General features: G+C 53.9%; 22 protein-coding genes. 11 read left to right on the top strand and 11 right to left on the bottom strand.

The features are described 5' to 3' along the window. Positions 1-13: 13 nt before the first annotated feature. The 8 genes from FFS12_RS14530 to FFS12_RS14495 all read left to right on the top strand — a co-directional run bounded on the left by FFS12_RS14530 (position 14) and on the right by FFS12_RS14495 (position 6,356). Positions 14-385, top strand: coding sequence for a hypothetical protein (locus tag FFS12_RS14530; protein WP_137887645.1), 372 nt, complete (start codon positions 14-16; stop codon positions 383-385). 65 nt (positions 386-450) lie between these two features. Continuing rightward, entirely contained in the window at positions 451-1,203 is a 753-nt protein-coding gene (locus FFS12_RS14525; RefSeq protein WP_137887643.1) for a metallophosphoesterase, read from the top strand. A gap of 92 nt (positions 1,204-1,295) precedes the next feature. Beyond that, a complete protein-coding gene (locus FFS12_RS14520; RefSeq protein ID WP_137887641.1) occupies positions 1,296-2,342 on the top strand; it encodes a hypothetical protein in 1,047 nt (348 codons plus the stop codon). A 470-nt stretch (positions 2,343-2,812) separates the two neighbouring features. Then, entirely contained in the window at positions 2,813-3,211 is a 399-nt protein-coding gene (locus tag FFS12_RS14515) for a hypothetical protein (protein WP_137887639.1), read from the top strand. Then, positions 3,208-4,395 (top strand): site-specific integrase, encoded by a 1,188-nt coding sequence (locus tag FFS12_RS14510; protein ID WP_137887637.1) that lies wholly within the window; start codon positions 3,208-3,210, stop codon positions 4,393-4,395. Before FFS12_RS14515 ends, FFS12_RS14510 begins: the two co-directional genes overlap by 4 nt. Before the next feature lie 123 nt (positions 4,396-4,518). Next, on the top strand, positions 4,519-5,055 hold the full coding sequence (locus FFS12_RS14505) for a hypothetical protein (RefSeq protein WP_137887635.1): 537 nt from the start codon (positions 4,519-4,521) through the stop codon (positions 5,053-5,055). Between the two features lie 290 nt (positions 5,056-5,345). Beyond that, entirely contained in the window at positions 5,346-5,669 is a 324-nt protein-coding gene (locus FFS12_RS14500; RefSeq protein WP_137887633.1) for a hypothetical protein, read from the top strand. Between the two features lie 345 nt (positions 5,670-6,014). Next, complete coding sequence (locus FFS12_RS14495; protein ID WP_137887631.1) at positions 6,015-6,356, top strand: hypothetical protein; 342 nt, start codon at positions 6,015-6,017, stop codon at positions 6,354-6,356. 610 nt (positions 6,357-6,966) lie between these two features. On the opposite strand, the gene FFS12_RS14490 is transcribed toward FFS12_RS14495, so the two are convergent. The 8 genes from FFS12_RS14490 to FFS12_RS14445 all read right to left on the bottom strand — a co-directional run bounded on the left by FFS12_RS14490 (position 6,967) and on the right by FFS12_RS14445 (position 14,361). Continuing rightward, a complete protein-coding gene (locus FFS12_RS14490; RefSeq protein ID WP_137887629.1) occupies positions 6,967-7,782 on the bottom strand; it encodes a hypothetical protein in 816 nt (271 codons plus the stop codon). 512 nt (positions 7,783-8,294) lie between these two features. Then, on the bottom strand, positions 8,295-8,915 hold the full coding sequence (locus FFS12_RS14480; protein WP_137887625.1) for a hypothetical protein: 621 nt from the start codon (positions 8,913-8,915) through the stop codon (positions 8,295-8,297). An 81-nt stretch (positions 8,916-8,996) separates the two neighbouring features. Continuing rightward, positions 8,997-9,950: a ParB/RepB/Spo0J family partition protein gene (locus FFS12_RS14475; protein WP_137887623.1), complete on the bottom strand. Its 954-nt coding sequence runs from the start codon at positions 9,948-9,950 to the stop codon at positions 8,997-8,999. A gap of 788 nt (positions 9,951-10,738) precedes the next feature. Then, positions 10,739-11,038: a hypothetical protein gene (locus FFS12_RS14465; RefSeq protein ID WP_137887620.1), complete on the bottom strand. Its 300-nt coding sequence runs from the start codon at positions 11,036-11,038 to the stop codon at positions 10,739-10,741. Then, a complete protein-coding gene (locus tag FFS12_RS14460; protein WP_137887618.1) occupies positions 11,035-11,325 on the bottom strand; it encodes a hypothetical protein in 291 nt (96 codons plus the stop codon). Before FFS12_RS14460 ends, FFS12_RS14465 begins: the two co-directional genes overlap by 4 nt. 113 nt (positions 11,326-11,438) lie before the next feature. Beyond that, entirely contained in the window at positions 11,439-12,413 is a 975-nt protein-coding gene (locus FFS12_RS14455; protein ID WP_171011884.1) for a ParB/RepB/Spo0J family partition protein, read from the bottom strand. Positions 12,414-12,558: 145 nt separating this feature from the next. Next, positions 12,559-13,695 (bottom strand): AAA family ATPase, encoded by a 1,137-nt coding sequence (locus tag FFS12_RS14450; RefSeq protein ID WP_137887616.1) that lies wholly within the window; start codon positions 13,693-13,695, stop codon positions 12,559-12,561. Between the two features lie 180 nt (positions 13,696-13,875). After that, positions 13,876-14,361: a partitioning protein gene (locus tag FFS12_RS14445; RefSeq protein ID WP_137887614.1), complete on the bottom strand. Its 486-nt coding sequence runs from the start codon at positions 14,359-14,361 to the stop codon at positions 13,876-13,878. A 1,428-nt stretch (positions 14,362-15,789) separates the two neighbouring features. Here FFS12_RS14445 and FFS12_RS14440 point away from each other — a divergent pair. Further along, positions 15,790-16,674 carry a replication initiation protein gene (locus FFS12_RS14440; protein WP_137887612.1) on the top strand — a complete coding sequence of 295 codons (885 nt, stop codon included), beginning with the start codon at positions 15,790-15,792 and terminating at the stop codon, positions 16,672-16,674. Positions 16,675-16,998: 324 nt separating this feature from the next. Here the strand turns inward: FFS12_RS14440 and FFS12_RS14435 are convergent, their stop codons facing one another. From FFS12_RS14435 to FFS12_RS14425, 3 genes are all read right to left on the bottom strand, one after another. Then, positions 16,999-17,340 carry a hypothetical protein gene (locus FFS12_RS14435; RefSeq protein WP_137887610.1) on the bottom strand — a complete coding sequence of 114 codons (342 nt, stop codon included), beginning with the start codon at positions 17,338-17,340 and terminating at the stop codon, positions 16,999-17,001. A gap of 58 nt (positions 17,341-17,398) precedes the next feature. Then, positions 17,399-17,698, bottom strand: coding sequence for a hypothetical protein (locus tag FFS12_RS14430; RefSeq protein WP_137887608.1), 300 nt, complete (start codon positions 17,696-17,698; stop codon positions 17,399-17,401). A 117-nt stretch (positions 17,699-17,815) separates the two neighbouring features. Beyond that, positions 17,816-18,103, bottom strand: a complete 288-nt coding sequence (locus FFS12_RS14425; protein ID WP_137887606.1) for a hypothetical protein — start codon at positions 18,101-18,103, stop codon at positions 17,816-17,818. Between the two features lie 413 nt (positions 18,104-18,516). Between FFS12_RS14425 and FFS12_RS14420 the strand changes: the two genes are divergently transcribed. After that, positions 18,517-19,371, top strand: a complete 855-nt coding sequence (locus FFS12_RS14420) for a hypothetical protein (RefSeq protein ID WP_137887604.1) — start codon at positions 18,517-18,519, stop codon at positions 19,369-19,371. Between the two features lie 2 nt (positions 19,372-19,373). Further along, on the top strand, positions 19,374-20,876 hold the full coding sequence (locus FFS12_RS14415) for a UvrD-helicase domain-containing protein (RefSeq protein ID WP_137887742.1): 1,503 nt from the start codon (positions 19,374-19,376) through the stop codon (positions 20,874-20,876). Positions 20,877-20,935: the final 59 nt, after the last annotated feature.

The following is a 20,935-nucleotide window of genomic DNA, read 5'->3' as shown; positions in this document are numbered from 1 at the left end:
CAGAGATGCCCCAATGAACAAAACTCTCCTCACCTGCCTAGTGGGCCTAGCGCTTGCAGGCTGTGACGCGCCAAGCCAGAGCGATGCAGCCGCTAGCGCACCGGCTCACGAGCGCACCCTGAGCCTGGCCGAAGTCGACGGTGGCACCACCATTACCGCCACCCGAAAGGTTCCCGGCGGCGTCCAGGTTGCCGTGTCTAAGGTCGATAGCGCCATTAGCTCGGGCATCTTCTCCACAGATGTCACGTTTGAGGCCTGCGGGCGCGTGAAAGTGTTCATTGTCCCGACAAAAGCGAACACCGTTGGTATTGTTCATAGCGGTCGCGGGAATACCCGTGATTGCAAAATAACAAACTGGGATGGCGAGTGGATTATCACTCAATAAGCTTTCAATGCTGCGCTTAGTTAAACCTGTTTGCAGCGCAAAATCATAAATAAAGGAATATCACCATGTTCGGCGAAGTGGTTTACGCTGCACATCAAAAGCCAGTTGCGGTAAGTGATAACCGATACTTTGCTCGGTATGGCCGAAACTTACTTGGCCGCGACTTTGCCGTTGGCGATATACATGGTGAGTTCTCTAAGTTATCCAACCTGCTCGATAAGGCCGGCTTCAACACTGAAACTGACAGGCTATTTTCTGTTGGGGATTTGGTTGATCGCGGGGCGGAGTCGCACCTTGTCTACAAGTGGCTGATGTACCCCTGGTTCAAGGCCGTTCTTGGGAATCACGACTTCTGGTGCGTTGAAGGGGGCCTTATCGGCGAGCCAAACGGCCATCGAGAATACGGCGGCGAATGGTTCTATGCCCTCCCCCCTGAAACCCGTAGAGCGCTGGGTCGCCTGCTCTATACCCTGCCCGTTGCAATTGAGGTTGAAGGGACAAAAGGGGAGCGATTCGGGGTGGTTCACGGTGAATGCACCTGCTTGAGCTGGGGGCGCTTCATCGAAGCCCTTGAGGGCGAACTGGGTGAATCTTATCGAAACTATCATGCCCGTGAGGCTATGTGGCGGGTATCTCGGCACCAGAAATCCATTACCATTCCGATAGCAGGAATAGATTTGGTCTTTGTTGGCCACACAACAGTTGGTACAGTTAAAGACCTCGGAAATGTTCGCTACATTGACACTGGTGGCGTATTTGAAGGCGGCAAGCTGACGCTTGTTGAGATGGGCGGTACGCAATCTATTATTTCTGTATAATCAACATATCGCACTATAGGCTGTTGACTATGTTTTATCGAAAAAAATGGAGCACTGAGGACGAGCGTTATCTTCGAGAAAACGCCGGCACTATGAACCACTACGATATAGCCAAAATTCTATACAAGAAGCCATCCTCCGTATTATCGAAGTTGAAGACTATTGGCCATAGAATCAGCAATAAAAAAAGGATACTGTGGACTGATCAAGACGTTGCTACTCTCATCGAATTAGCACCGAACAAAACTGCAAAAGAACTCTCTACAATTTTCGACAGATCGCCAACTTCCATTGGATGCAAACTTAAATACCTCGGTCTTTCATCGAAGCCTGACAAGCATCCTGGCAGCGGTAGTAGACCGAAATTCTGTTGGATACTCAATTTGGCATCAAGGGAATACCTTATTGAGAACTTCAGCGATAATGGTGCTGTTGTTTGCGCGAAGCATCTTGGTATGCCAATAGATTTTATACGAAAAGAAGCATCTAAGCTCGGCCTACGTAAAAAACATCCAGGGACATTCACCGAAATCGAACTAAATTACATTAGAGATAATGTTTCCAATATTGGACTTGGTGCTTGCTCCGTGGCACTTCAAAGACCTAAGGAAATGATTCGCATCAACGCAAGGCGTCTCGGAATTAAAGACCTCGGAAAAGGTTCTAGGGTGCAGTGGAGTACCAAGGATGATCGGTTCATATCCAAGAATATAGGGCCGATGGGTACTAGATGGGTGGCACAGCAGCTCGGTCGCAAGCCTGATGGTGTTCGCCAGAGGGCCATAAAACTCTGCGTTTACAAAGGACGGAGCAGCCGATCAGATCACTTGATTGCGCTACATGGTGCCTTCATTGCCGATAATTACGGCAAACAAACTCAAAGATGGTGTGCTGAGCAGATCGGCATAGACGTGAAACAGGTCGAGTATCTTGTGAAAAAACTCGGGCTCCAAAAGCCAAAGCTGACTCAGTTGCAGACTAACTTTGACATTGAGGAACTTAGAACACAGTACCAGGAAGGCGGGATCTCTGGGGCAGAAAAGTACCTTAACCGTGGCAGGCAATCGACAGTAAATACTCTAGATAAGCTTGGTATAAGGAAAATTGTTAAACTTGGAAAAAGAAAGAAAGCTGTTTGAGCATTGTTTCAATCAGATCATGTTTCCTTGTTAATTGGACTCCCTCTAAACACTGGATTTTATATGGAAGGCACAAATTAAGTTAAAGCGCTGCCCCCTGTATCCGAACTGTTCTTCCATTACTACTCTTCTATTTGTTAATCCAAGGCAGCAGTCGGCGGCAAAGGGACTCAATCCCTCTCTGATACTGGCCTGCCCACCCCCTCCTCTCTTCAGTAAGGCAATCCCTCGATCAATAGACACAAGCCCCCTCCTCTCCCTGGATGGGGCTTTTTCTTGAATCGTACTGTGGGTTGCGATGTGGGACATTACATTTGGGTTTTAGAGAAACGTCCGTAGTTTCAGGCTTGCAGCCAATCTGTATGGGGATAGACTATCCCCTTACGTTGCGGCGAAATCTGGGCGTTTTGAGGCATAGCTGCCCCTGCTCAGTGAAAATCCAACAAGTTCGACAGCATAGGGACAGGAACATGAGCCGCGACAGTCAAACCGCTGAAATCGCCCTGGCAAACACCATCGACAAAAACACCATGCCCACCGGCCCGCTTTTTCACGTCACCCCTGAGCGTAACCTCGCCTCCATTTTGAGTGACGGCCTCGCCCCTCAAATCGGCCCCCGCTCTGGTGACCTCGGCGAACCCGCTCCCAGGATCTTCTTTTTCACCACTCTCGAAGCGGTCGAAACGGCACTGACCAACTGGCTTGGCGAGGCGTTCGAGGATGAGCCGGGGGCGCTCGTCGTGCTTTCGGTAGATCCATCCGGCCTCACCTTTTATTCCGAGGCCGACTACGAGGTGTTCACCCACGAGCCGATCCTGGCGGAAAATATCACTCTGGGGCTGGGCCTCGATCAGGAGGTGGAAACTTGAGCAAACTCACTCCCAAGCAGGTCAAGGATATTGACCAGCCTGGCAGTTACCAGGACGGTCGCGGCCTGATACTCAAGGTGTCGAGCACCCTGCGTAAAAGCTGGGTGTTCCGCTACATGCTGGCAAAAAAACGGCATGACCTGGCCATCGGTACCTACCCTGCCCTGAGCCTGCGTGACGCCCGTCTTGAAGCCGACAAACAGCGCCTCGAAATCGCCCGAGGAGTCGACCCAGCAGCAGAGCGCGCCAAGGCCCGCGAGACAGCATCGGCGCGGCCAAAGGATACCCATACGTTCCAGACCGAGGCTGAGGTCTACATGACCACTCATAGCAAGGCATGGAGCGCGAAGCACCACCAGCAGTGGCGCAACTCGATGCAGAAGCACGTCTTCCCCGTTATAGGCAGCTTCAAGGTATCCGAGGTGGACACAGACGATGTGCTCGATGTCATGCGCCCGATCTGGTCGAAGATTCCCGTCACCGCCAATCGCATCCGCAACCGCATTGAGCTCGTCCTGGATGCGTCCAAAGCCCTCAAGCTGCGCAACGGCGAGAACCCAGCTCTCTGGCGTGGCCACCTGGATAAGTTGCTGCCGAAGCAGCCGAGGTCAGGAGACCCCTTCCCGTCCTACCATTGGCCAGACGTACCAGAGCTGATGGTAAAGCTCGATGCCATGGATGGGCCTGCCGCTCGCGCCTGTGAGCTGATGATCATGACGGCCTGCCGAAGCTCCGAGGTTCTTGGTGCACGTTGGGAGGAGATCGACTTCGACGCAATGATCTGGTCGATCCCAGCCGAGCGCATGAAGGCCGGCAAGCGACATCGGGTACCGCTCACTCAGGCAATGGTCGATGTCCTCAGGCAGCAACATGGCAAGCACGCGGAGTGGGTATTCCTCAACAAGTGGCGATCCGGCCCGCTGCCGGGCAACGCGATTGGCCGCGTGCTCGATGCACTGAGGATCAAGGACGCGGTACCGCACGGCTTCCGATCCACCTTCCGCACTTGGTCTGCCGAGGTCACCAGTCACCCCCGTGAGGTGTGCGAAATGGCCCTCGCTCACACCCTCAGCAGCAAGGTCGAGGCAGCCTACAACCGTGGCGATTTGCTGGATAAGCGCCGGGCGCTCATGTCCGAGTGGTCGGCGTACCTATATCCCAACCAGGACGAGCAGGCGGCTTGAGCAGGTAGGCGCGGCCCCATTCAATGGCTTGTGATTGGCCTGGGCTTTTTCCTTCAGGATAAAATGACCATTCTTGGATAATGTATCCATGCCAACAGATTAACTAACAAATTATCGGCAGCTATGGACAACATCACTGAGCGATTCAAGGCCGTAATCTGGAGTAATACACCAGAAAAGAGGCGCTGGGCAGAGCTACAAACACTTACCGAAATCCCTGCAACCAGTTGGAATAAGGCCTGCATCGGAAAGCAACGGCCTACAGCAGAGATGATTCAAGCGGCGGCGCAGCTCTGGCCTGAGTACGCATTCTGGATGGCCACCGGAGTCACGGATGCCAAGCACGGGCACATTTCGTGTCGAGACGGGGGAAAGCGGCAATTCTACCCAGAACGAAGGTATGAACTTCGCAATGCCGCTAAGCCGTACTTCTCTCAGCTAATCGAGTCGATCAATCGCAGATATGGTGATGCAAACCCATTTGAAAATGCGGTTGAGGACTGTGAGGCTATGGTCAGGATCGCACGCCTGGAAGTGGCAAGGGAGGCAGAGGAGCAGGCCCTGAATTCAGAGGAAGGGGCATCAGCCATCGAGGCCCTAAGAACGGCACGCGCTCAGTGTTTAAAAAGCTCTACTGACATTGCCCATAAACCAGTTTAGTAATCACGGAAAAGCCATGTCGCATAACCCCATGAAGCACGAGACAGAAGAAGCCAGCCCCGGCCTGAGGCGAATAACGCTCCAACGGATGCGGCGAAAGATAGACTTTTTGAACTCATAGCTGAGGTCGGCGGTGTTCAAGCGCAGCAGCATCTCATCGGTAAAGCGAAAGAGGCTAAAACGGTCGCGAAGACAGAGAGGCTGCACAGTCTGATTGCCAAAGCATCGCGCCGCTCCTGAGAAACACAAACTGACGCAGGCATTCACCGAATGCCCATAGGGTAATTACGATGTTCACAAAACCGAACGAACTTGGTTTGCTGACAGATGAGGCGTACCAGAAAACGCATGAAGATTGCGGTGATGGGACAAATTTCCTCGACATTGGATCACATGAAGAACTTGCTCGGGCACTTGTGACTTGCCTCTGGGAGCAAGGCTTCCTCAATGCTGCTGAAATTAAGGGTGGTGACAGCCGACTGCTTGACTTGATGCTAATCGTAAAAGGCGCACTAAGTGAAGGTGGGCACATTGATGTGAAAGAACGTCTCGGGCCGCTACAGGAAAGCCTACGCAAGGTAGCAGATGAAATCCTAACGACGCTGGATGAGTAGCGATGAGCGAAGAATCCCAGCCCCACCTACCAGCCCGCCCTGCGCGAGCTTTGGCATTACCAGGGCGCTGCTTTCGCCCCTCGCTCTAGGAAACCGCCAGTGGAAAACGTGCGGATATGCCCCTGCGGCGGAAAGCTGACCGAGCTAGATTTCCCGATCACCAAACCCAAGGCAAAAGCGGAGTGGCTTTCGGTCGACATAAAGCAGGCTGGAGGTCGTCTCTTTCGAGGTCGGTACCGTTTTATAGGGCTGTGCTGTGCGACCGGGTGCAAGCGGATCACAGGCTCTGTTTTTGATCCCAAAGGGGTGGCTGTCGTCACCCGCTAAATGTTCAAGGAATCCAAAATGAAATTATCTGCTGACCAAGTGAAGTTCCTCCAGGATGTTGCCCGTCACGGTGTTGAGTTTGCTGCTGGCCACGGGGCGCTCGGCACCATCAGCCTTCAGCCTGATCAAATTGAGAGCTTCACTGATGACCCTGATCAGTTCGCTGCTAATGAATTGGGTGTTAGCAAGGAGCGTCTACACGCTTGGGGTGAGTTTTCACAGGGGTGGCAATGCTTGGGGACTACCAAGTTGGGCGTGCGCTGCAAAGCGATGGCTCCTGATGGCCACCGCGTCGGGTATCCGATTGATTTCGTTCCGTCGAACCAACATTGCTATTGCTCTAAGCATAAGCCGTCATAGGAAGAACCCAGGAACCCGCCCCATGCCGCTCGAACCAACAGAAGGCGGCGAACCGGCATCAAGAAACAACAAAGCCCGCACAGTGCGGGCTTTATTTTTCGCTGGGGCTCCTCACTCGGGTGCCGGCAAGGTTCGTGGATTCGACATAACAGCCAGACCGAGGAACAGCAGCACAAGAGCGCCCGCCACATAAGGTGAAGTCTGCATCAATGATATTTTGTCTTCGCAGGTACGTTTCCTACTGTTTGGGGCCGGGTCGATCACTACGACCAGAAAGAAAATTAGCCCGGTCTAACCAGAACTGTGCCTTTTGATAGCAGCGCTCGGCCTTAACGGTACGGCCCGCCTCGCGGGCTTGGTTACCATCGGCGAGCCATTGGCTTGCTCTGGTCTCGGCATCAATCACTCGGTCGGTTAGCGGCTTGCTGGGGGGCTTTTAAGGTCACAGGACGATGCCCCGTACACGTTGAGAGGCCGTATGAGGGATTGCCTCGGTAGTGCGCAGGTCAATCCACTGGCAGGTGCTCGACCCTTCGATGTTGCAGTTGGGCACGATGTACACAGGGACGATTTTTACATTTTGCGGGGGTGGTCAAGAAGACCGAAAATCTCAAGAGCCATGCTGTTTCCCTAATTCACCATCGAGCTGCATCGTCGCCTGAACCAGGGCAATCGTACCGGCTGTGTCGAGCCAGGGGCAGGCCTTATGGATCTGAAGAACATACAGCGAAGCCACGAAGAAAACATCCGCTGGATCTACCGGAACCGCCTTGATCGGCACGCCCTTGGCGAACACCTTCACGAATACCTTGCCGCCGGCCTGACGCTCCATGGAGAAGCCCTTGGAGCTGTCGGGGCCATGGTTCTTGAACTCGCACCGCTGACGCGAACCCATCAGCACAGCCGCGACTACCGGCAGCTCAGCCCGCGTCATTTGAATGCGGATCTTGCTCCCCCAGTCGTACTTCTTCGGCGATGTGCTGGAAGCGGCATCGAGTGCAACCGTGGGCACGCCGCCACGGGTCGAGTCGACCTCGAAGCACAGCGCAGCCTTGCCGCCGTAGACATGAAACTTCTCCCGCTCATCCTGGCCGGCACCTGGATTCCCACCCTGCCGGATCATAGCGTCGTCGTTGTTCGGCATCGGCTGTTCATCATCCGCCGGCTGAGCACCGTAGTGCTCGTCCTGGGCAGGATCGCCCTGCTGGGGAAAGGTGATCCCAGCTTGAACCATCACGCCCCGGAGGTATTCGGAGGCTTTAGCGTTTTCCAACTGACTCACGGCCCGGAGGATCTTTTCTCGGTCACCAGCCCCCAGTACGGCAGGAAGCTGTTCCCGGCTGATCGGTGGGAATGAGTGCTTGGTTAGGAGCTGATTGATCTCTCGAAGAGTCAATTGCCCATTAAATTGCTGTTGTGCTGACATTCCACACCCCACGGCTTGTTTGTTCCAGATTATTCCGGGGTACAGAAATCCCAAATCTTGGCTAATAAGAAAGCCAGCTCGGCTGGCTTCTCGTGAGGGACTGTAGGGTCAACTAATCAGTTACAGGTTTACTCTCAGAAAGGCGGCAACCTTTCCGGTTGATGATTTCCGTGTCACTTGGGCGTTCATGGACAAAGATGAATTCAAGGTCGTCATAGTGCTCCAGGTAACCCCACTCCAAGTCCATCTCATTCTGACCGGGAGCTGGCGGACTTGCCCACCAGGGCTCCCTGCTAAGTAGCTTTGCCATTTAGCTCCCTCCTGTTTTTCACTTTTGCAGCCAGGACTCCTCGGCTACAGCGACCTACTGTGTTTACCCGCTCTTGAGCGTTCTCTAGATTGCGCCCGCCGCACTAACCACAGAATACCCAGCGAGAAAGCCTACGCAGGGCCAGAACAGATAGAACTGGGTTTTTTTGAGAATGGCTTTAGTCATATTCGGGTAGGAAGGCCTAGCCCTCCTCCTCCAGTTGTTTGATGTCGTTGATTACAAGCTTCATTTTCACGATGGCATCTTCAGCAGCTTTTCGAGCCTTGCCGAATAGAGCTTCTTTTCCTTCGAGCAACGTATCCAGGCGGTTATTCTCCCGGCGAAGTTGCTTCGCAATCGAATCGAAGTCTTCACCTTCAGGGGCTTTTCCCCCTTGAAGTTTCAATTCCAGAGCGGCGCTTTGCTTCGTCAGGAGATCCCGAACAACAGTGCGCTGCTTAGCGCTCATGTCGTCGAAGCCGGTGATGCACTCGAACAGCTTGGCGGCATTCTTGGCGCTCGAAAGAGCTTCAGATCCAGCTTTCGACCTGCTTACGTCCTGGTCAGTCGACTGGCCTTCCTGCTGGCTGGGGAAGTCGATATCGCCCTCGCCTGCTTCCTTGGCTGGGAGAGTGCTCACGACGATGGTGGCCCCCTGCTGTGCGCCTGCACTTCCTTCGTCGCCAACCTGGCCATTGCTTTCGGCAACTAGCGCGCCACCCTCGAGCGAATTGGTGCTGGTGGACTCTGCCAGGTTGGTGGTCTCGCCGTTACCGAAGAGGTTCGGGCCGAAATCCATTGCTGGTGGGGTTTCTTGAAGCATTGTGGTGACTCCTTATCTGATCGCGTTTGGATCTATGGAATCACCTCCTCAGGAAAACCCAAGCGGGTTTTTTCTCGTGGCTTAATGCGCGTGCATCCTGGTCGCAAGGCGCTCGCGCAGCTTTACGGCGACCTCCACTGCAAAGGCCAACATCTGCATATCGATCCCGGCCTCCACGGAATCCATGATCTCTGCTGCCACGGTCTCAGCCTCAAGGCCTTCGAGCATGCCGGACTCGGCCAACTCAAACATGAGCTGCGCCGCTGGCTTGCGCGAGCCATACACCACCGGCTCCGGCTCCATCTCTTCTTCGCTGCTGAGCAGGTGCCCAATCTTTAGGATGTCGTCATCTGAATCTGCGCCTGTGAACTCAGCCACTTGAGTAGGCGCTTTTTCGCTGGGCTTCGCCTTCTTCGGCGAGTTGGCCCTGCCATCTTCTCGCATCTCCTTGGCCGCTTTGCGGATGGCTTTCGGGCCTCGGGTGCAGAGTTCCTGCTGGGCGCCCTTATCGAGTTTTGCTACCTGCTCCGCCGCCGATACGCTGACAGATCCAGACTTCACCGCGTCGAGCAGCTCCTGGGTACCGTCTCGCACGACCTTGCAGGCTGATGAGACCGAGCGCGGGCTGATGCCCAATACCTTTGCCGCCTCTTCTATCGCCATTCTCGCTGCCTCAACGTCATTTTCTTGGGCGTTATCCAGGTCGACGGTGATCGCTTTACTGCCGCGCAGAGAGGAAAGCTCAGCCGCAATCAAGGCGCGTTGCGCCACCGTAAGTTGGCGTCTGTAAAGGTTTAGTGAAAGCACATACCCGAGAGCGTCATCGCCTTCGAACTCCTCAATCTTCGGAGTCAGCAGCAATTCGGCACAGACCCGATATCGGTTACGCCCGTCGAGGATCTTGCCCTCGTAAACGATGATCGGCGCTCGCTGCCCGTTCATGTCGATGTCGTTGAGCAGGGCTTCGTACTCCTCCCCCACTATCAGGGGGAAGAGTTTGGCGTAGTCGTGGAACTCAAGATCGTAGGTTGGCATGGCTGCGCCTCAGGTAGGACATGCAGCCAAGATACGGGCTCTGGCGGGGATGTTGGACGGTTTTCAGGACGATTAAGCGACTGAAATGAGCCAGTTCTGGGGCTCGTGTAGCCAGGCGATTTCCTCCAGACAACAAAAACCCCCGTCTTTGAACAGGGGTTTCGTTGATTTGGCTATATATGCGGATTTACGCCTTAGATCTTCTTTTGAAGCTCGCTTATCAGCTTCTCAAGGGCTTCTTTGTCTGGTTCTGTGTCGACGAATCGAAGGGACTTGTCGGACATGACTTCCATGACCCCCCATTTGAGTTCGTGTAGATCCTGCCCTGGCTCCGGTGGTGTGTCCCAGTAGGGGAAACTTCTGACCACATGTGGTCTCGGCTTAGCGACCATTTTGAGCATCTCTATGTCTGCGCTGGATTTAAATATTAGTAGGACTGTTGACTGATCGATTAGGTATCGGCAGCAATAAGTCTAGCTTAATTACCGTTTATAACCGTCCTTTCCAATCTCAACAATCATTAGCTTATAACGATTGGTTCGTTTCCAGTGTGACACCATAGTCCCAAAGTCTATAACACGTTGACGTTGGATAGCGAAACAAGGCTTCCCCCTCTCTTGAATCCGGTTTCGGCGCACTCAGTCTTAACTTGACGTTTCGCACAGCCAATTAGCCACCGAATGTTATCCACCGGGAGGTCAATCGTGATTAGCGCTCCAGGCATCGTCTGTGCTGCCTCTTCGATCTCGGCTTCCAGTGCAAGAATCTCTTGTTCGCTCATCGCTGGCTCAGTCATTTGCTGTGCTTTTCATAGCCATCCAACGCAGATGCTTCAGCTCTTCTAACGCCGAGGTAAGTTCAGGGAAAGATGCTACATCCCCCTCAGCCGTTGGCCTCTTCCCTTTGCGATCAGTGGGAAGGCTCACCACAAACGTCTCGGGCCGGTCGAAGCTGATCGTAAAGTCCAGGCTTTGCAGATCATCGAACCGAATGATCATCTTCGACTGCTGGATCTCTACCAAGATGTTCTTCTTCTCACCGTCATGGTCGAAGCTGACGCTGAAGTCTTGCTTGTCAGGTTTTCTCATTCGTTCACCAGGCTGATGATGTCCCCTTCGCGGCATTCAGTGCCGGAGAAAGCCTTATTCTGCTCCCTCGCCTCGCTTCGGATGAAAAGGTCAGCGTGACAGAGAAGGAAGATCCGGGCTGACCTGCTGCATTCCATCCAGTGTTCAGCGACGACACTGAAAAGACCGATTCGGTTCAAGGACTCCAGGTCTTTCTTGTCATAGCTCATGTCAGCACCGAATCGGACGCTCTGGATGGCTGTTTCGCCCTCGAGGCTCATCGTTTGTGCTGCTGTATTACTGTGCATATAAATGTCCCTATTCGTTTTAAGCGGCAATTTTTCCACAAGCGCCTACGCAGTAAAGCGTCTTTTCAGACGCTATTTGCGTCTGAAATCATGCACATTAAAACGAATGATAATTATTCACTAGTAATAAGGGCTCGATCAACGTGCTTAAGGAACTCCTCAAACTGCTCCGTTAGTCTCTCCACGCTAACTCCTTTCTCGCAGAGTATCTCCATGCGCTTTCCTCTGAGGCGCAGCTTCCCTACCCCGGCCAGTGTCCGATCCTGAACCTGAGTCTTCGCACTAGCCTCCTTCTGCTCGATCTCCTTGGCGATCATGCGCAGAGCCTGTTCCTGGGTGATCAGCGAATCACGCATTGCAACTACTGCGTTCAAAACGAGATGCGAATGATCTTTGGCGTAGTCGATGAAAATTTTGGCTGTCTTACCACCAATCAGGCCCGGTGTTACATCCAAGATGTCGAGCACCGATGCTGGTAGCTGAAGTAGAAGCAAGCATCGGCTTACAATCGAGACGTTGACGCCAAGTCGGCGAGCCAATGACCGCAGGCTTGGCTCCGCACGGCTTTCAAGAATGTGCGCGTAGCTCTTGCCTCGCTCGTACTCAGTGAGCTGCTCCTGACCTTCGTTGTCGGTTATCGCGAGGATTCGAGCGGTGTCGTCGTCGACTTCTCTGATCATGGACTGTATGACTTTGATGCCTGCGAGCTTGTGTGCACGCCAACGTCTTTCACCACCGATCAGCTCAAACCAACCATCCTTAAGTGGACGCACAAGAATAGGTTTGATCAGTCCGAGCGATTGGATCGAGTTAGCCAGATCCTCGATGGCCACTTCGTCAAACGTGATTCGTGGCTGATAGGGTGACACCTTGATCATCGCAACATCGATGTCGTCGATCACAGCTCTGTCAGGCCCGGCCTCAATGTGGTGCTGAGCCTCATCTTTCCCGCTTGTAGCTTCATGTCCGTCGACCGCGCAGTGCGTCGCGAGCATTTCCGTGAGCGAAACCCGAAGATCCGCTTCCGGCATGGGCTCGGGTTTGCGAATACCGGTCATGTGCAGAGGTTCATCTTTTTTCCGCGCCATTTCTAACATTCCGTAAAAAGGTAATAGGTTTCTCTCTATCCACCACAGTGTTGCTCCGAGCAACACCTCTGGCCTTTCGTTCTCTGTTGCTCGGAGCAACACTCAAACACCAGTGATCCGCTGTTGCTCGGAGCAACACACGGCCTTATTTGTCTGAGGCAACCTTACGAATATGGTTCATCACTTCGCCGAATACGTTACGCATAGACTCTACTGTCTTTGCTGACGCTCCCTTCCAGACGACCAGAGGAACACCAGTATCCATCGCTTTGCCGTAATCCTCGGAGTAGTAAAGTTTCTCCTCTGATACCCGACCAGGGAACAAGTCATTGAGGATCATCAGGTTCGAGAGGATGCGCTTGCGGTTGCGGATAAACATGGTCGGAATCGCAAGCACACCTAGAGAACGACGGTAGTCACGGGAGAACCGGGCGAGGTAATCGCTCAGGCGCATCAGCGCACGGAAGGAAAATTTATCCATCCGAACTGGGCAGAGAATGAAATCGCTAGCGATGATTGAGTTCTTGGTTAGCCGGGAGGAGTGCGGAGGGTTGTCGAAAATGATGGTGTCGTAAGTGCTGAGGTCGAGACCGGGGATCTCATTCTTACGGCCACGCTCAAGCCAGGACGCATACCAGAAATCACTGTTGTTCTCGGCGTCCAGTGCAATCGGCAGATCCTCAAGATTCGCGTCTGCGGGAATGAGATGCGGCCCATTCTCGCCAAACGGCTTTTTCACCAGCTCATCGAAAGACATCGGCTGGAAGGCTCGAGTCCGGAGCTGCTCGGCCAGGAGGTTGCCGAAGTTGCCGGAAACATAGCGGTCAGCTGGGATGCCCATTTCAGCAAGTTCGTTTGGTTCAAGATCCGGGTCATAGCCAAGCAAGCTGGATGAGTCACCCTGAGCATCGTTGTCGATGATTAAGACGCGATGGCCGTGGAGTTGAAGGTGGATAGCCAGGTTCACCGAGCAGGTCGTTTTACCAGTGCCGCCTTTTTGGACGAAGGTGGAGATTACGATCTGGCGCGGCAGCCCTTTGGTGTGACCCTTGGCGCGACGCACTGCGGCGATGTTGAAAATGTCGCTCAGGGTGTATGCGCGAGAGGTGACTGTACCGCGTGGTACCCGGCGGATCTCAATACCATTTTCTTCTTCGATGTCTTTGAGGCGGCGAGTCGTCAGGCCGAAGCAGTCGGCTGCAAATTGCGGAGGGTAGAGGAGGGTATCGAAGTCCGCGTAGTTGATAGCGTCATCATCGACATTTTCGATTTCTGGCTGCATAACAATCCCTGCATTTAGTGGCTATGAGGGAATGATAAACATGTATTCGTGGCTTTCAAGTCATTTAGACGTAACTAGGTGGCTTATTCGCAGTATTTCCCGAACCGGAGTCGCTTTATTGGCATCCTAGTTCGGGTATTTATCGTTAGATGATTGTTTTACCTGAACCCAATTGATTGATTAGGCGTACAGCTTTCGTGCGTCATTGCGGGCCTGTTTAAATTCCTGACTGATAAAATTTACTGTGAACTTCTCGTCCAGGGGCAGGCTTTCAATGATGATTTCGTGCTCGCCCGAGATGAAGGTCACGTTGAGATAGTCATCCGAGATCTCTTCTTCGCTATTGAGTGTCAACTTCCCTTTGAACAGATCCACTACCTCGTGTAAGTGACCTTTTCTGGCCTTCACTGTAGCTACGTCGAGGAGCCCGTCTGCATTGAACGCGAGCTGCAAATCGGTGATGCCGTCAATGTTGATCTCCCACTCAGAGAGGTTGAGCACCGGCCCGCCAGTGTAGGAGGTGCCTATCTTGTCGATGATCGTCCAGTCACGCTCTATCTGTTCCAGGGTTGTGACCCCAAGGTCGAAGCTGCTGGGCTCGATAGTCGTGGTGACTGCCATGCTGAGTAGGTAGGGGGCTACGCTCGCAAGTGCGGCAGTTGTCATGTGTCCTCCAGAAACGGATCAGGTTGTGTTGACCTTATTGTCTCGCCTGGCTGGAGGATGTTGGCGCGCTTTCTTACCGGAATTTCGTCTGAAATCAACGCATTGCTTTTGACCTGGCTTTGGCCCTTTGCTTCTGATGTGCCCAAAATTAATAAGGCTTTTCACTTTTAAAGCCTTTTTATTTGTTTTTATCTTGTTTTTATCTTGTTTTTAGGACGCTGGAGGCCTAGTGCCACGCGGCTTTCAGAGCATCATCGACTATAGATTCCGGGTAAGCGACTACGAATTCCGGGCTAGCGACTACAGATTTCGGCTTGGTCGACTACAGATTCCGGCTTTGACGACTACGGATTCCGGCCGTTATCCACAGGCTCCTTTTTTGGCTTATCGACTACGTTTTCCGGCTCCCTGCATGACGGCTAGCACAGGATTCTTCTGCTGTGGCTCGGTTATTCGACACGAAAATCGCCTGAAATTGAATAGCGTCTAAATAAATCGCATAAGTTATTGATATATAAGGATATTATATTTATCAGCGAGCGGCGCATTCCCTTGGCCGATCTGAGCTACTGATCGCAAATTTGCGTGCTGAGGTATTCGCGGTTAGCCGCTATCGACTACGAATTCCGGCTGTGAATCTGGCCTAACGACTATGGATTCCGGCTACTGCCTCACCGGGTATCGACTACGAATTCCGGCTGCGAATCTGGGCTAACGACTATGAATTCCGGCTGTAGCCTCACCGGGTATCGACTACGAATTCCGGCTGTGATTCTGGGCTATCGACTATGAATTCCGGCTGTAGCCTCACCGGGTATCGACTACGAATTCCGGCTGTGAATCTGGGCTATCGACTATAAATTCCGGCTGTAGCCTCACCGGGTATCGACTACGAATTCCGGCTGTGAATCTGGGCTATCGACTACAAATTCCGGCTGCTGCCTCACCGGGTAACGACTACAAATTCCGGCTGCTGCAACACCGGGTATCGACTACGTTTTCCGGCTACGTCGAAGAGCACTAGCGACTAATGATTCCGGCTGGGACGAGTTGGTGGTATCGACTACAAGCTCCTCGTCTAGTTGCATGCAATCGACTACGAATTCCGGCTGTAGAATTGCTTGCAGCCCCCGACTCATAAGGGGTTAGATCAGGGGTAATTCAATCAAGCAGAGTGTGGGGCAGGGTAGGGGAAGCGACTATAAATTCCGGCTGGTGGTCTGAATCTGTCTCCATGGCCTGAGGCCAGGGGTTTCCGGATAGCCAGGGTAGGGTGGTTGCGACTAAGAATTCCGGCTCATCCCGTGCGGATTATTGAGATCAGACGACCAATCCTGCATTCGACTACTGGGGGTTTAAATTTTAGTTGTGAAGCCGCCGCCCTGGTGCTTTACTGCGGAAAAATTTTTCGATGGAGGGAATGCACTGATGGAGCGGAAGGAGAAAGCGGGCGAGGCCTCGATCAAGGTCACGAAGCACAACAACCTGATCACGGCGTCGTACAGCTTGTCGCTCGCAGAGCAACGACTCGTCCTCGCGGCAATAGCCAGGATCGACCCTCGCAAACCGATGCCCAAAAGCATCGTCATCGACTCAAGTAGCTATGCACGGATCTACGGCATCGAGCTGCGTCATGCCTATGAGCAGCTCAGCGATGCCTGCAAAAAGCTCTGGGACGCAGAGATTATCTCGATCACGGGTACCGGCAAAGGCGAGGCCATCAAAAAGGTGCGGTGGGTGGACTCTGCCACTTACCTCAAGGGGTTTGGCCAGGTTGAACTGTCCTTCAGCCAGAAGGTAAAACCTTATCTGTCGCTGCTGTATAGCAAGGTGACTAGCTATGAGCTGTGGCGCATCGCCCGGCTAGATTCCTCCTATAGCTTCCGCATGTTTGAGATGCTGATGCAGTTCCGGAGTACCGGATGGATGCAGGTAGATGTTGAGGATCTGCGCACTCGCCTGGGGCTTGGAGATGGTTATCAGCGCTTCAACAATCTGCGACAGAAGATCATTGACCCTGCACTGGCTGAGCTGCGGGAAAAAAGTGGGCTTGAGGTCGAATATGAACTCAAGCGCTCGGGTCGCACGGTCGTTTCGATTCTCTTTAAGTTCAGCGACTCACCGAAGCTCTCCGACCTGAGGAAGAGCCTATGGCCCCAGACTGCCGAGGATGCTCTGGGCATCGAGCTGGACGAAAGCGGAGGCGCTGACGAGACGCCACCAGCTTTTGCTGAGGATGACGTTGATGAATTGCCACTCCTAGAAGAGGAAGCCTTGGAGCCAGGCAACCTGGATCTCTTCTCCTCGCAGTGAACCAAGTCCCAACTGCCAAGCCCCCTTCAACTGGGGGCTTTTTCTTGGCCGCTGGTAAGCGCTCCAGGACGTGTCCGTTGAGTGTTCGTCGTCATTTGGCGACCGTTTCTTGCAGATCGAGGCCAAGGCGTACCGAGTGCAGCACTCTCTCGCTGTTGATCGTCGTCATCTGACAACCATCTACTGCCGAACCACTCGACAGTGGATGGTAGACGGTCAATGTGCGTCGTCATCTGACAACCATTTAGCGCCTACCAGAATCAGGGCAAAAAAAACCCGCCGGGGAGGCGGGGCTTACGAAAAGGAGTGGTGCTTGAATCGGTTCTATTCCTTCGGCACGAGGGTGAACAGGCTGCGCCGCCACTTGGCTACCTGAGTAGTAGTAGCGCGACCAGCCTCCTTGAGGGCCTCGAATACCGCCAGGGAGTACCGCATCGCTTCCTTGTCGTCTTCGTGCAGATCGACAATCACAACCGGGAAATCATCGCCGTACTTTCTGTCAGGCACGGCAATCGCCACCGTTTGAATGCCCCAGGTCAACCCGTCATCGTAAGGCTCTACGACGAAATTCTTCAGTCGCTGAACCATTCCGGCTCGGATCATCTGGATCAGGTCAGTGCATGCCCGAGGCTGTTTGACTGTCGGCAGTAGGTGAATGGCTGTCATGAGTATCTGTGCTCCATTTAACTCGTTTCATGCTGCCAGAAATGGCGAGGAACCCAAGCTACGCGGCGCAGCCGCGCTGATAGCTGTGATCCACAGATACTTCAACCAACACATCGGCCAGCCAATTAACGCCGGCCCCGTTGCTGTCCGCGTACATGATCTGGTTACCGTCCCCTGAGCGCATTGGCATGAGGGACACCGAGCCATTGCCGCTGGCAAGTTGCAAAAAGCAGTTGTGGAGGGAGAGGGTGATCAGCTCGAGCCCACGGGCTTCGTCCGGACAGTTGACCAGATAGCTGGCGTGGTACTGATCCACAGCAAAGGTCAGGCGAACCGACTTGGTTTTGCGTTTAGTCATGGTGGTCACACGGATTGTCAGGCCGCAGGTTTGCGGCGTGGTTGTGCGGGTTTACAGCTAATTTACAGACCTGAAACGCAGCATGGGCCTGCTATCAGGTCGAAAAACGGTCGGAAATTACAACTTTCCCTGGCAAGGGAGCTCTTCATACACCGGGGAGGCAATGCAGTTGCTCGTTTCCAAGCCGCTGACATCACCATCCCAGCACTCGCAGTCGGTGTCCCATGCGCTCTGGTCGAGGTCGAACGCGGTGGCGGGATCTGGCTGGCCGTCCAGGTTGGAGTAGATGCCGCAGAGGTGCCCGTCAATCAGCGCGGCATAACAGCCATCACCGATCCGTAGTGCTTTTCCTCGGTTCTCCTTGAGCAGCGACTCGTATGCGTTGAGCGTTTCTTTGTACGTCACGGCGACCACCTCGTTGATTCGATGAGTCCAGCGTCAGCTTGATCTGGAAAAACCCAACCAGGGCGAACGGTGAGGACGTGGGGCATGGCGGTAGGCGCTTGGTCTGGCACTCCAGGACGATCCGTCGAAGCGGGAAGGAAAAGCTCTGTGCGGAACCTGTCTGCCTGTTAAAGCAAAATTTGAAAAAATCACGTTTGCAGAAGATGGCGGCAAATGGCTGCACGATATCTGCGAGTCCTTCGCATAATAAGGATTATGTTAAATCAGTTATAATAAAACGTTTCAATATTTCATAAAGATATATAAGCGGTCAAGACTGACTAGCCAGCTTGATTCAGCTCAACTGCCGCCCAGCTTCTTGGGATTTTTCCAGTGCATGTGATGCTTCAAGCCTGCATGACAGGAGACCCAACATGACCACAGTTCCTCTTCCCGCCTGGCTCGAGACTTACCGCTCCGGTGATCGCCTCAGTAAGGCTCAGGCAAATCTCGCGTATGCGTCGTACTACTGCATGGCCGGGGAGTCCGATATGGAGGTGGACGTAGAGGAGCGACTCGGCTACATGCCACCCTCGATGGTTGCCTATGCCAGCCGTACTGGAACCCGTCGGAACCTTGATGCCTTGAGGAATGCCGGTTGGCGCTTGCTTGTCTCTGCTGCCGGTGTGCTGCGGACTGAAGGATTTGAGCGCTATGCCCTCGATAACGGCGCGTGGAGCGCATTTCAACAGGGCAGGTCTTTTGATGAGGCTGCTTTCGGCGTCGCACTCGACAAGCTGGGCGAGCACGCCGACTGGGTTGTAATACCTGACATCGTTGCCGGCGGGATGGAGTCACTCGATTTCAGCGTGAAGTGGCTGGATCGCCTCCAGGGATTCCCGCAAACACTCCTGTTGGCCGTACAGGACGGAATGCAACCGGATGATGTTCGCGAGTTGCTCAACCCCTCTGTCGGAATCTTCGTCGGGGGCTCAACTGCCTGGAAGCTGAAAACCATGGAGTCATGGGGTGTACTTGCCCGTCGTCGTAACTGCTACTTGCATGTCGGTCGGGTTAATTCAGCCCGCCGCATTGCTATGTGTGCCGCTGCCTGCGCAAGCTCTTTCGATGGAACCAGCGCGACTCGTTTCGCTCAATCTCTTCCGAACCTTGATGATGCGCTTGGGTATGCGGTCAACCAGTCGGATCTTTTCTCCGTAGCTACAGAAAACATTGAACAAACACCCTTCAATTGCCGCTGGCCGCTCGCCAATTTGGAGGCCGCATGACCTTGCAGTACACCACCGAACAAGAGCCAGCCATCAACTCGCTGGCCCGCATCGTCAAGCTTGTGGCCTTCGCCGGCACGGGCAAAACGACCACGCTTGTCGGTTATGCCAAGGCCCGCCCTCAGGCCCGGATTCTTTACCTTTCGTACAATAAGGCGGTGGAGGTCGCGGCCAAGCAGCGGTTCCCGCTTAACGTCACCTGCAAGACCGCACATGGTCTCGCTTACGCGACCTTCGGGGCCAAGTACAAGCACAAACTGAGTGGAAATCTTCGCCTCACAGACATCGCCCGGATCATCCAGTCGCAGAACTGGGAGTTGGTGCGCAGTGTCCAGGAAACGCTGAATAACTACCTCGCCAGCGCCGATGAAGACATCAGCATCGAGCATTGCCCTGCGGACAAGCTGAAGTCGGATCGGATGAAACGTGCCGCCGGCAACATCGTCGAAGGGGCTCGTGTGTTGTGGAGTCAGATGTGCGATCTGCATAACGAAGCCACACCGCAGATCCACGACGGCTACCTAAAAATGTGGGCACTATCAAAGCCGAACCTGCGCGACCGCTACGACATCATCATGGGGGACGAGGCCCAGGACATTAACCCTGTACTGGCCGGCGTGATTGCCCAGCAGGCCGCTTACGGCATGGGGGTTGTCGTCTGTGGCGATGGCCACCAGATGCTGTATCGCTTTCGTGGTGCGGTAGATGCCCTGAATGCCTCGTGGCTGGACAGGGCTGAAGTCCACTACCTCACCAAGTCCTTCCGCTTTGGCCCTGCCGTAGCGCATGTGGCGAACATGGTTCTTGCTTTCAAAAATGAAGAACGGCAGTTAGCCGGCCTTGGCAGCGACACTCGGGTCACCAAGAAGCTGCCCGAGGGGCTAGAGCATTGCACCGTGCTTTGCCGAACAGTGGTTGGCGTGATCGAGGCCGCACTGGAGCAGGTGAAAAACGGAGGGAAAATATTCTGGGTTGGCGGGATTGAGGGCTACAACCTTCAGGATCTCGAAGACTTGCACGCGCTCTCGAAGGGCCGGCGTGACCGAGTGAAGGGGAAAAAACTCCTCCAGGAATACCCTGACTATGACCTCTACAAGGAAGTTGCAGAGGAGAGCCAAGACCCGGAGATGAAACGCTCCATCAAGATCGTCGAGCAGTACAGCAAGGATCTGCCTGAGCTGTTTGCCGCGCTGCGCAAGTGCGCGGTCAAGGACGAGCTGGAGGCCGCGCTCACGCTGAGCACCTCGCACCGCTCGAAAGGCTTGGAGTGGGATGTCGTCCGCCTTGCAGAAGATTTCTCCCTCGATCCGTTCAACCCGGACAACGACAAGGAGTCTTGGATCGACGAGATGAACCTCCTCTATGTGTCCTGCACCCGCGCAATGCGTGTCCTGGTCGTGAACTCGGTGGTGTTGGAGGTCATGCGGGAGTTTGTGGATCGCCGGGATGGCAAGAAGCCGAATATCCCTCTGGTGTTCCGCCCGAAAACGGCGCGTGCGGCCTGATCGCGCCCTATTCCCCTGCAAATTTGCAACCTGCATTGTCTTGGGTTTTTCCTCACTGG

Source organism: Pseudomonas sp. 2FE (assembly GCF_005503735.1).
Taxonomy (GTDB): domain Bacteria; phylum Pseudomonadota; class Gammaproteobacteria; order Pseudomonadales; family Pseudomonadaceae; genus Aquipseudomonas.
Note: the sequence above shows the minus strand (reverse complement) of the source record. Positions and strands in the feature narration are given on the sequence as shown.

Coding starts and splice junctions, on each gene's coding strand:
- FFS12_RS14430 (WP_137887608.1), bottom strand. CDS start 17,698: ATGACTAAACGCAAAACCAAGTCGGTTCGCCTGACCTTTGCTGTGGAT.
- FFS12_RS14445 (WP_137887614.1), bottom strand. CDS start 14,361: ATGACAACTGCCGCACTTGCGAGCGTAGCCCCCTACCTACTCAGCATG.
- FFS12_RS14460 (WP_137887618.1), bottom strand. CDS start 11,325: ATGCACAGTAATACAGCAGCACAAACGATGAGCCTCGAGGGCGAAACA.
- FFS12_RS14475 (WP_137887623.1), bottom strand. CDS start 9,950: ATGCCAACCTACGATCTTGAGTTCCACGACTACGCCAAACTCTTCCCC.
- FFS12_RS14520 (WP_137887641.1), top strand. CDS start 1,296: ATGAACCACTACGATATAGCCAAAATTCTATACAAGAAGCCATCCTCC.
- FFS12_RS14455 (WP_171011884.1), bottom strand. CDS start 12,413: ATGGCGCGGAAAAAAGATGAACCTCTGCACATGACCGGTATTCGCAAA.
- FFS12_RS14495 (WP_137887631.1), top strand. CDS start 6,015: ATGAAATTATCTGCTGACCAAGTGAAGTTCCTCCAGGATGTTGCCCGT.
- FFS12_RS14515 (WP_137887639.1), top strand. CDS start 2,813: ATGAGCCGCGACAGTCAAACCGCTGAAATCGCCCTGGCAAACACCATC.
- FFS12_RS14525 (WP_137887643.1), top strand. CDS start 451: ATGTTCGGCGAAGTGGTTTACGCTGCACATCAAAAGCCAGTTGCGGTA.
- FFS12_RS14480 (WP_137887625.1), bottom strand. CDS start 8,915: ATGCTTCAAGAAACCCCACCAGCAATGGATTTCGGCCCGAACCTCTTC.
- FFS12_RS14465 (WP_137887620.1), bottom strand. CDS start 11,038: ATGAGAAAACCTGACAAGCAAGACTTCAGCGTCAGCTTCGACCATGAC.
- FFS12_RS14490 (WP_137887629.1), bottom strand. CDS start 7,782: ATGTCAGCACAACAGCAATTTAATGGGCAATTGACTCTTCGAGAGATC.
- FFS12_RS14450 (WP_137887616.1), bottom strand. CDS start 13,695: ATGCAGCCAGAAATCGAAAATGTCGATGATGACGCTATCAACTACGCG.
- FFS12_RS14440 (WP_137887612.1), top strand. CDS start 15,790: ATGGAGCGGAAGGAGAAAGCGGGCGAGGCCTCGATCAAGGTCACGAAG.
- FFS12_RS14530 (WP_137887645.1), top strand. CDS start 14: ATGAACAAAACTCTCCTCACCTGCCTAGTGGGCCTAGCGCTTGCAGGC.
- FFS12_RS14420 (WP_137887604.1), top strand. CDS start 18,517: ATGACCACAGTTCCTCTTCCCGCCTGGCTCGAGACTTACCGCTCCGGT.
- FFS12_RS14505 (WP_137887635.1), top strand. CDS start 4,519: ATGGACAACATCACTGAGCGATTCAAGGCCGTAATCTGGAGTAATACA.
- FFS12_RS14500 (WP_137887633.1), top strand. CDS start 5,346: ATGTTCACAAAACCGAACGAACTTGGTTTGCTGACAGATGAGGCGTAC.
- FFS12_RS14435 (WP_137887610.1), bottom strand. CDS start 17,340: ATGACAGCCATTCACCTACTGCCGACAGTCAAACAGCCTCGGGCATGC.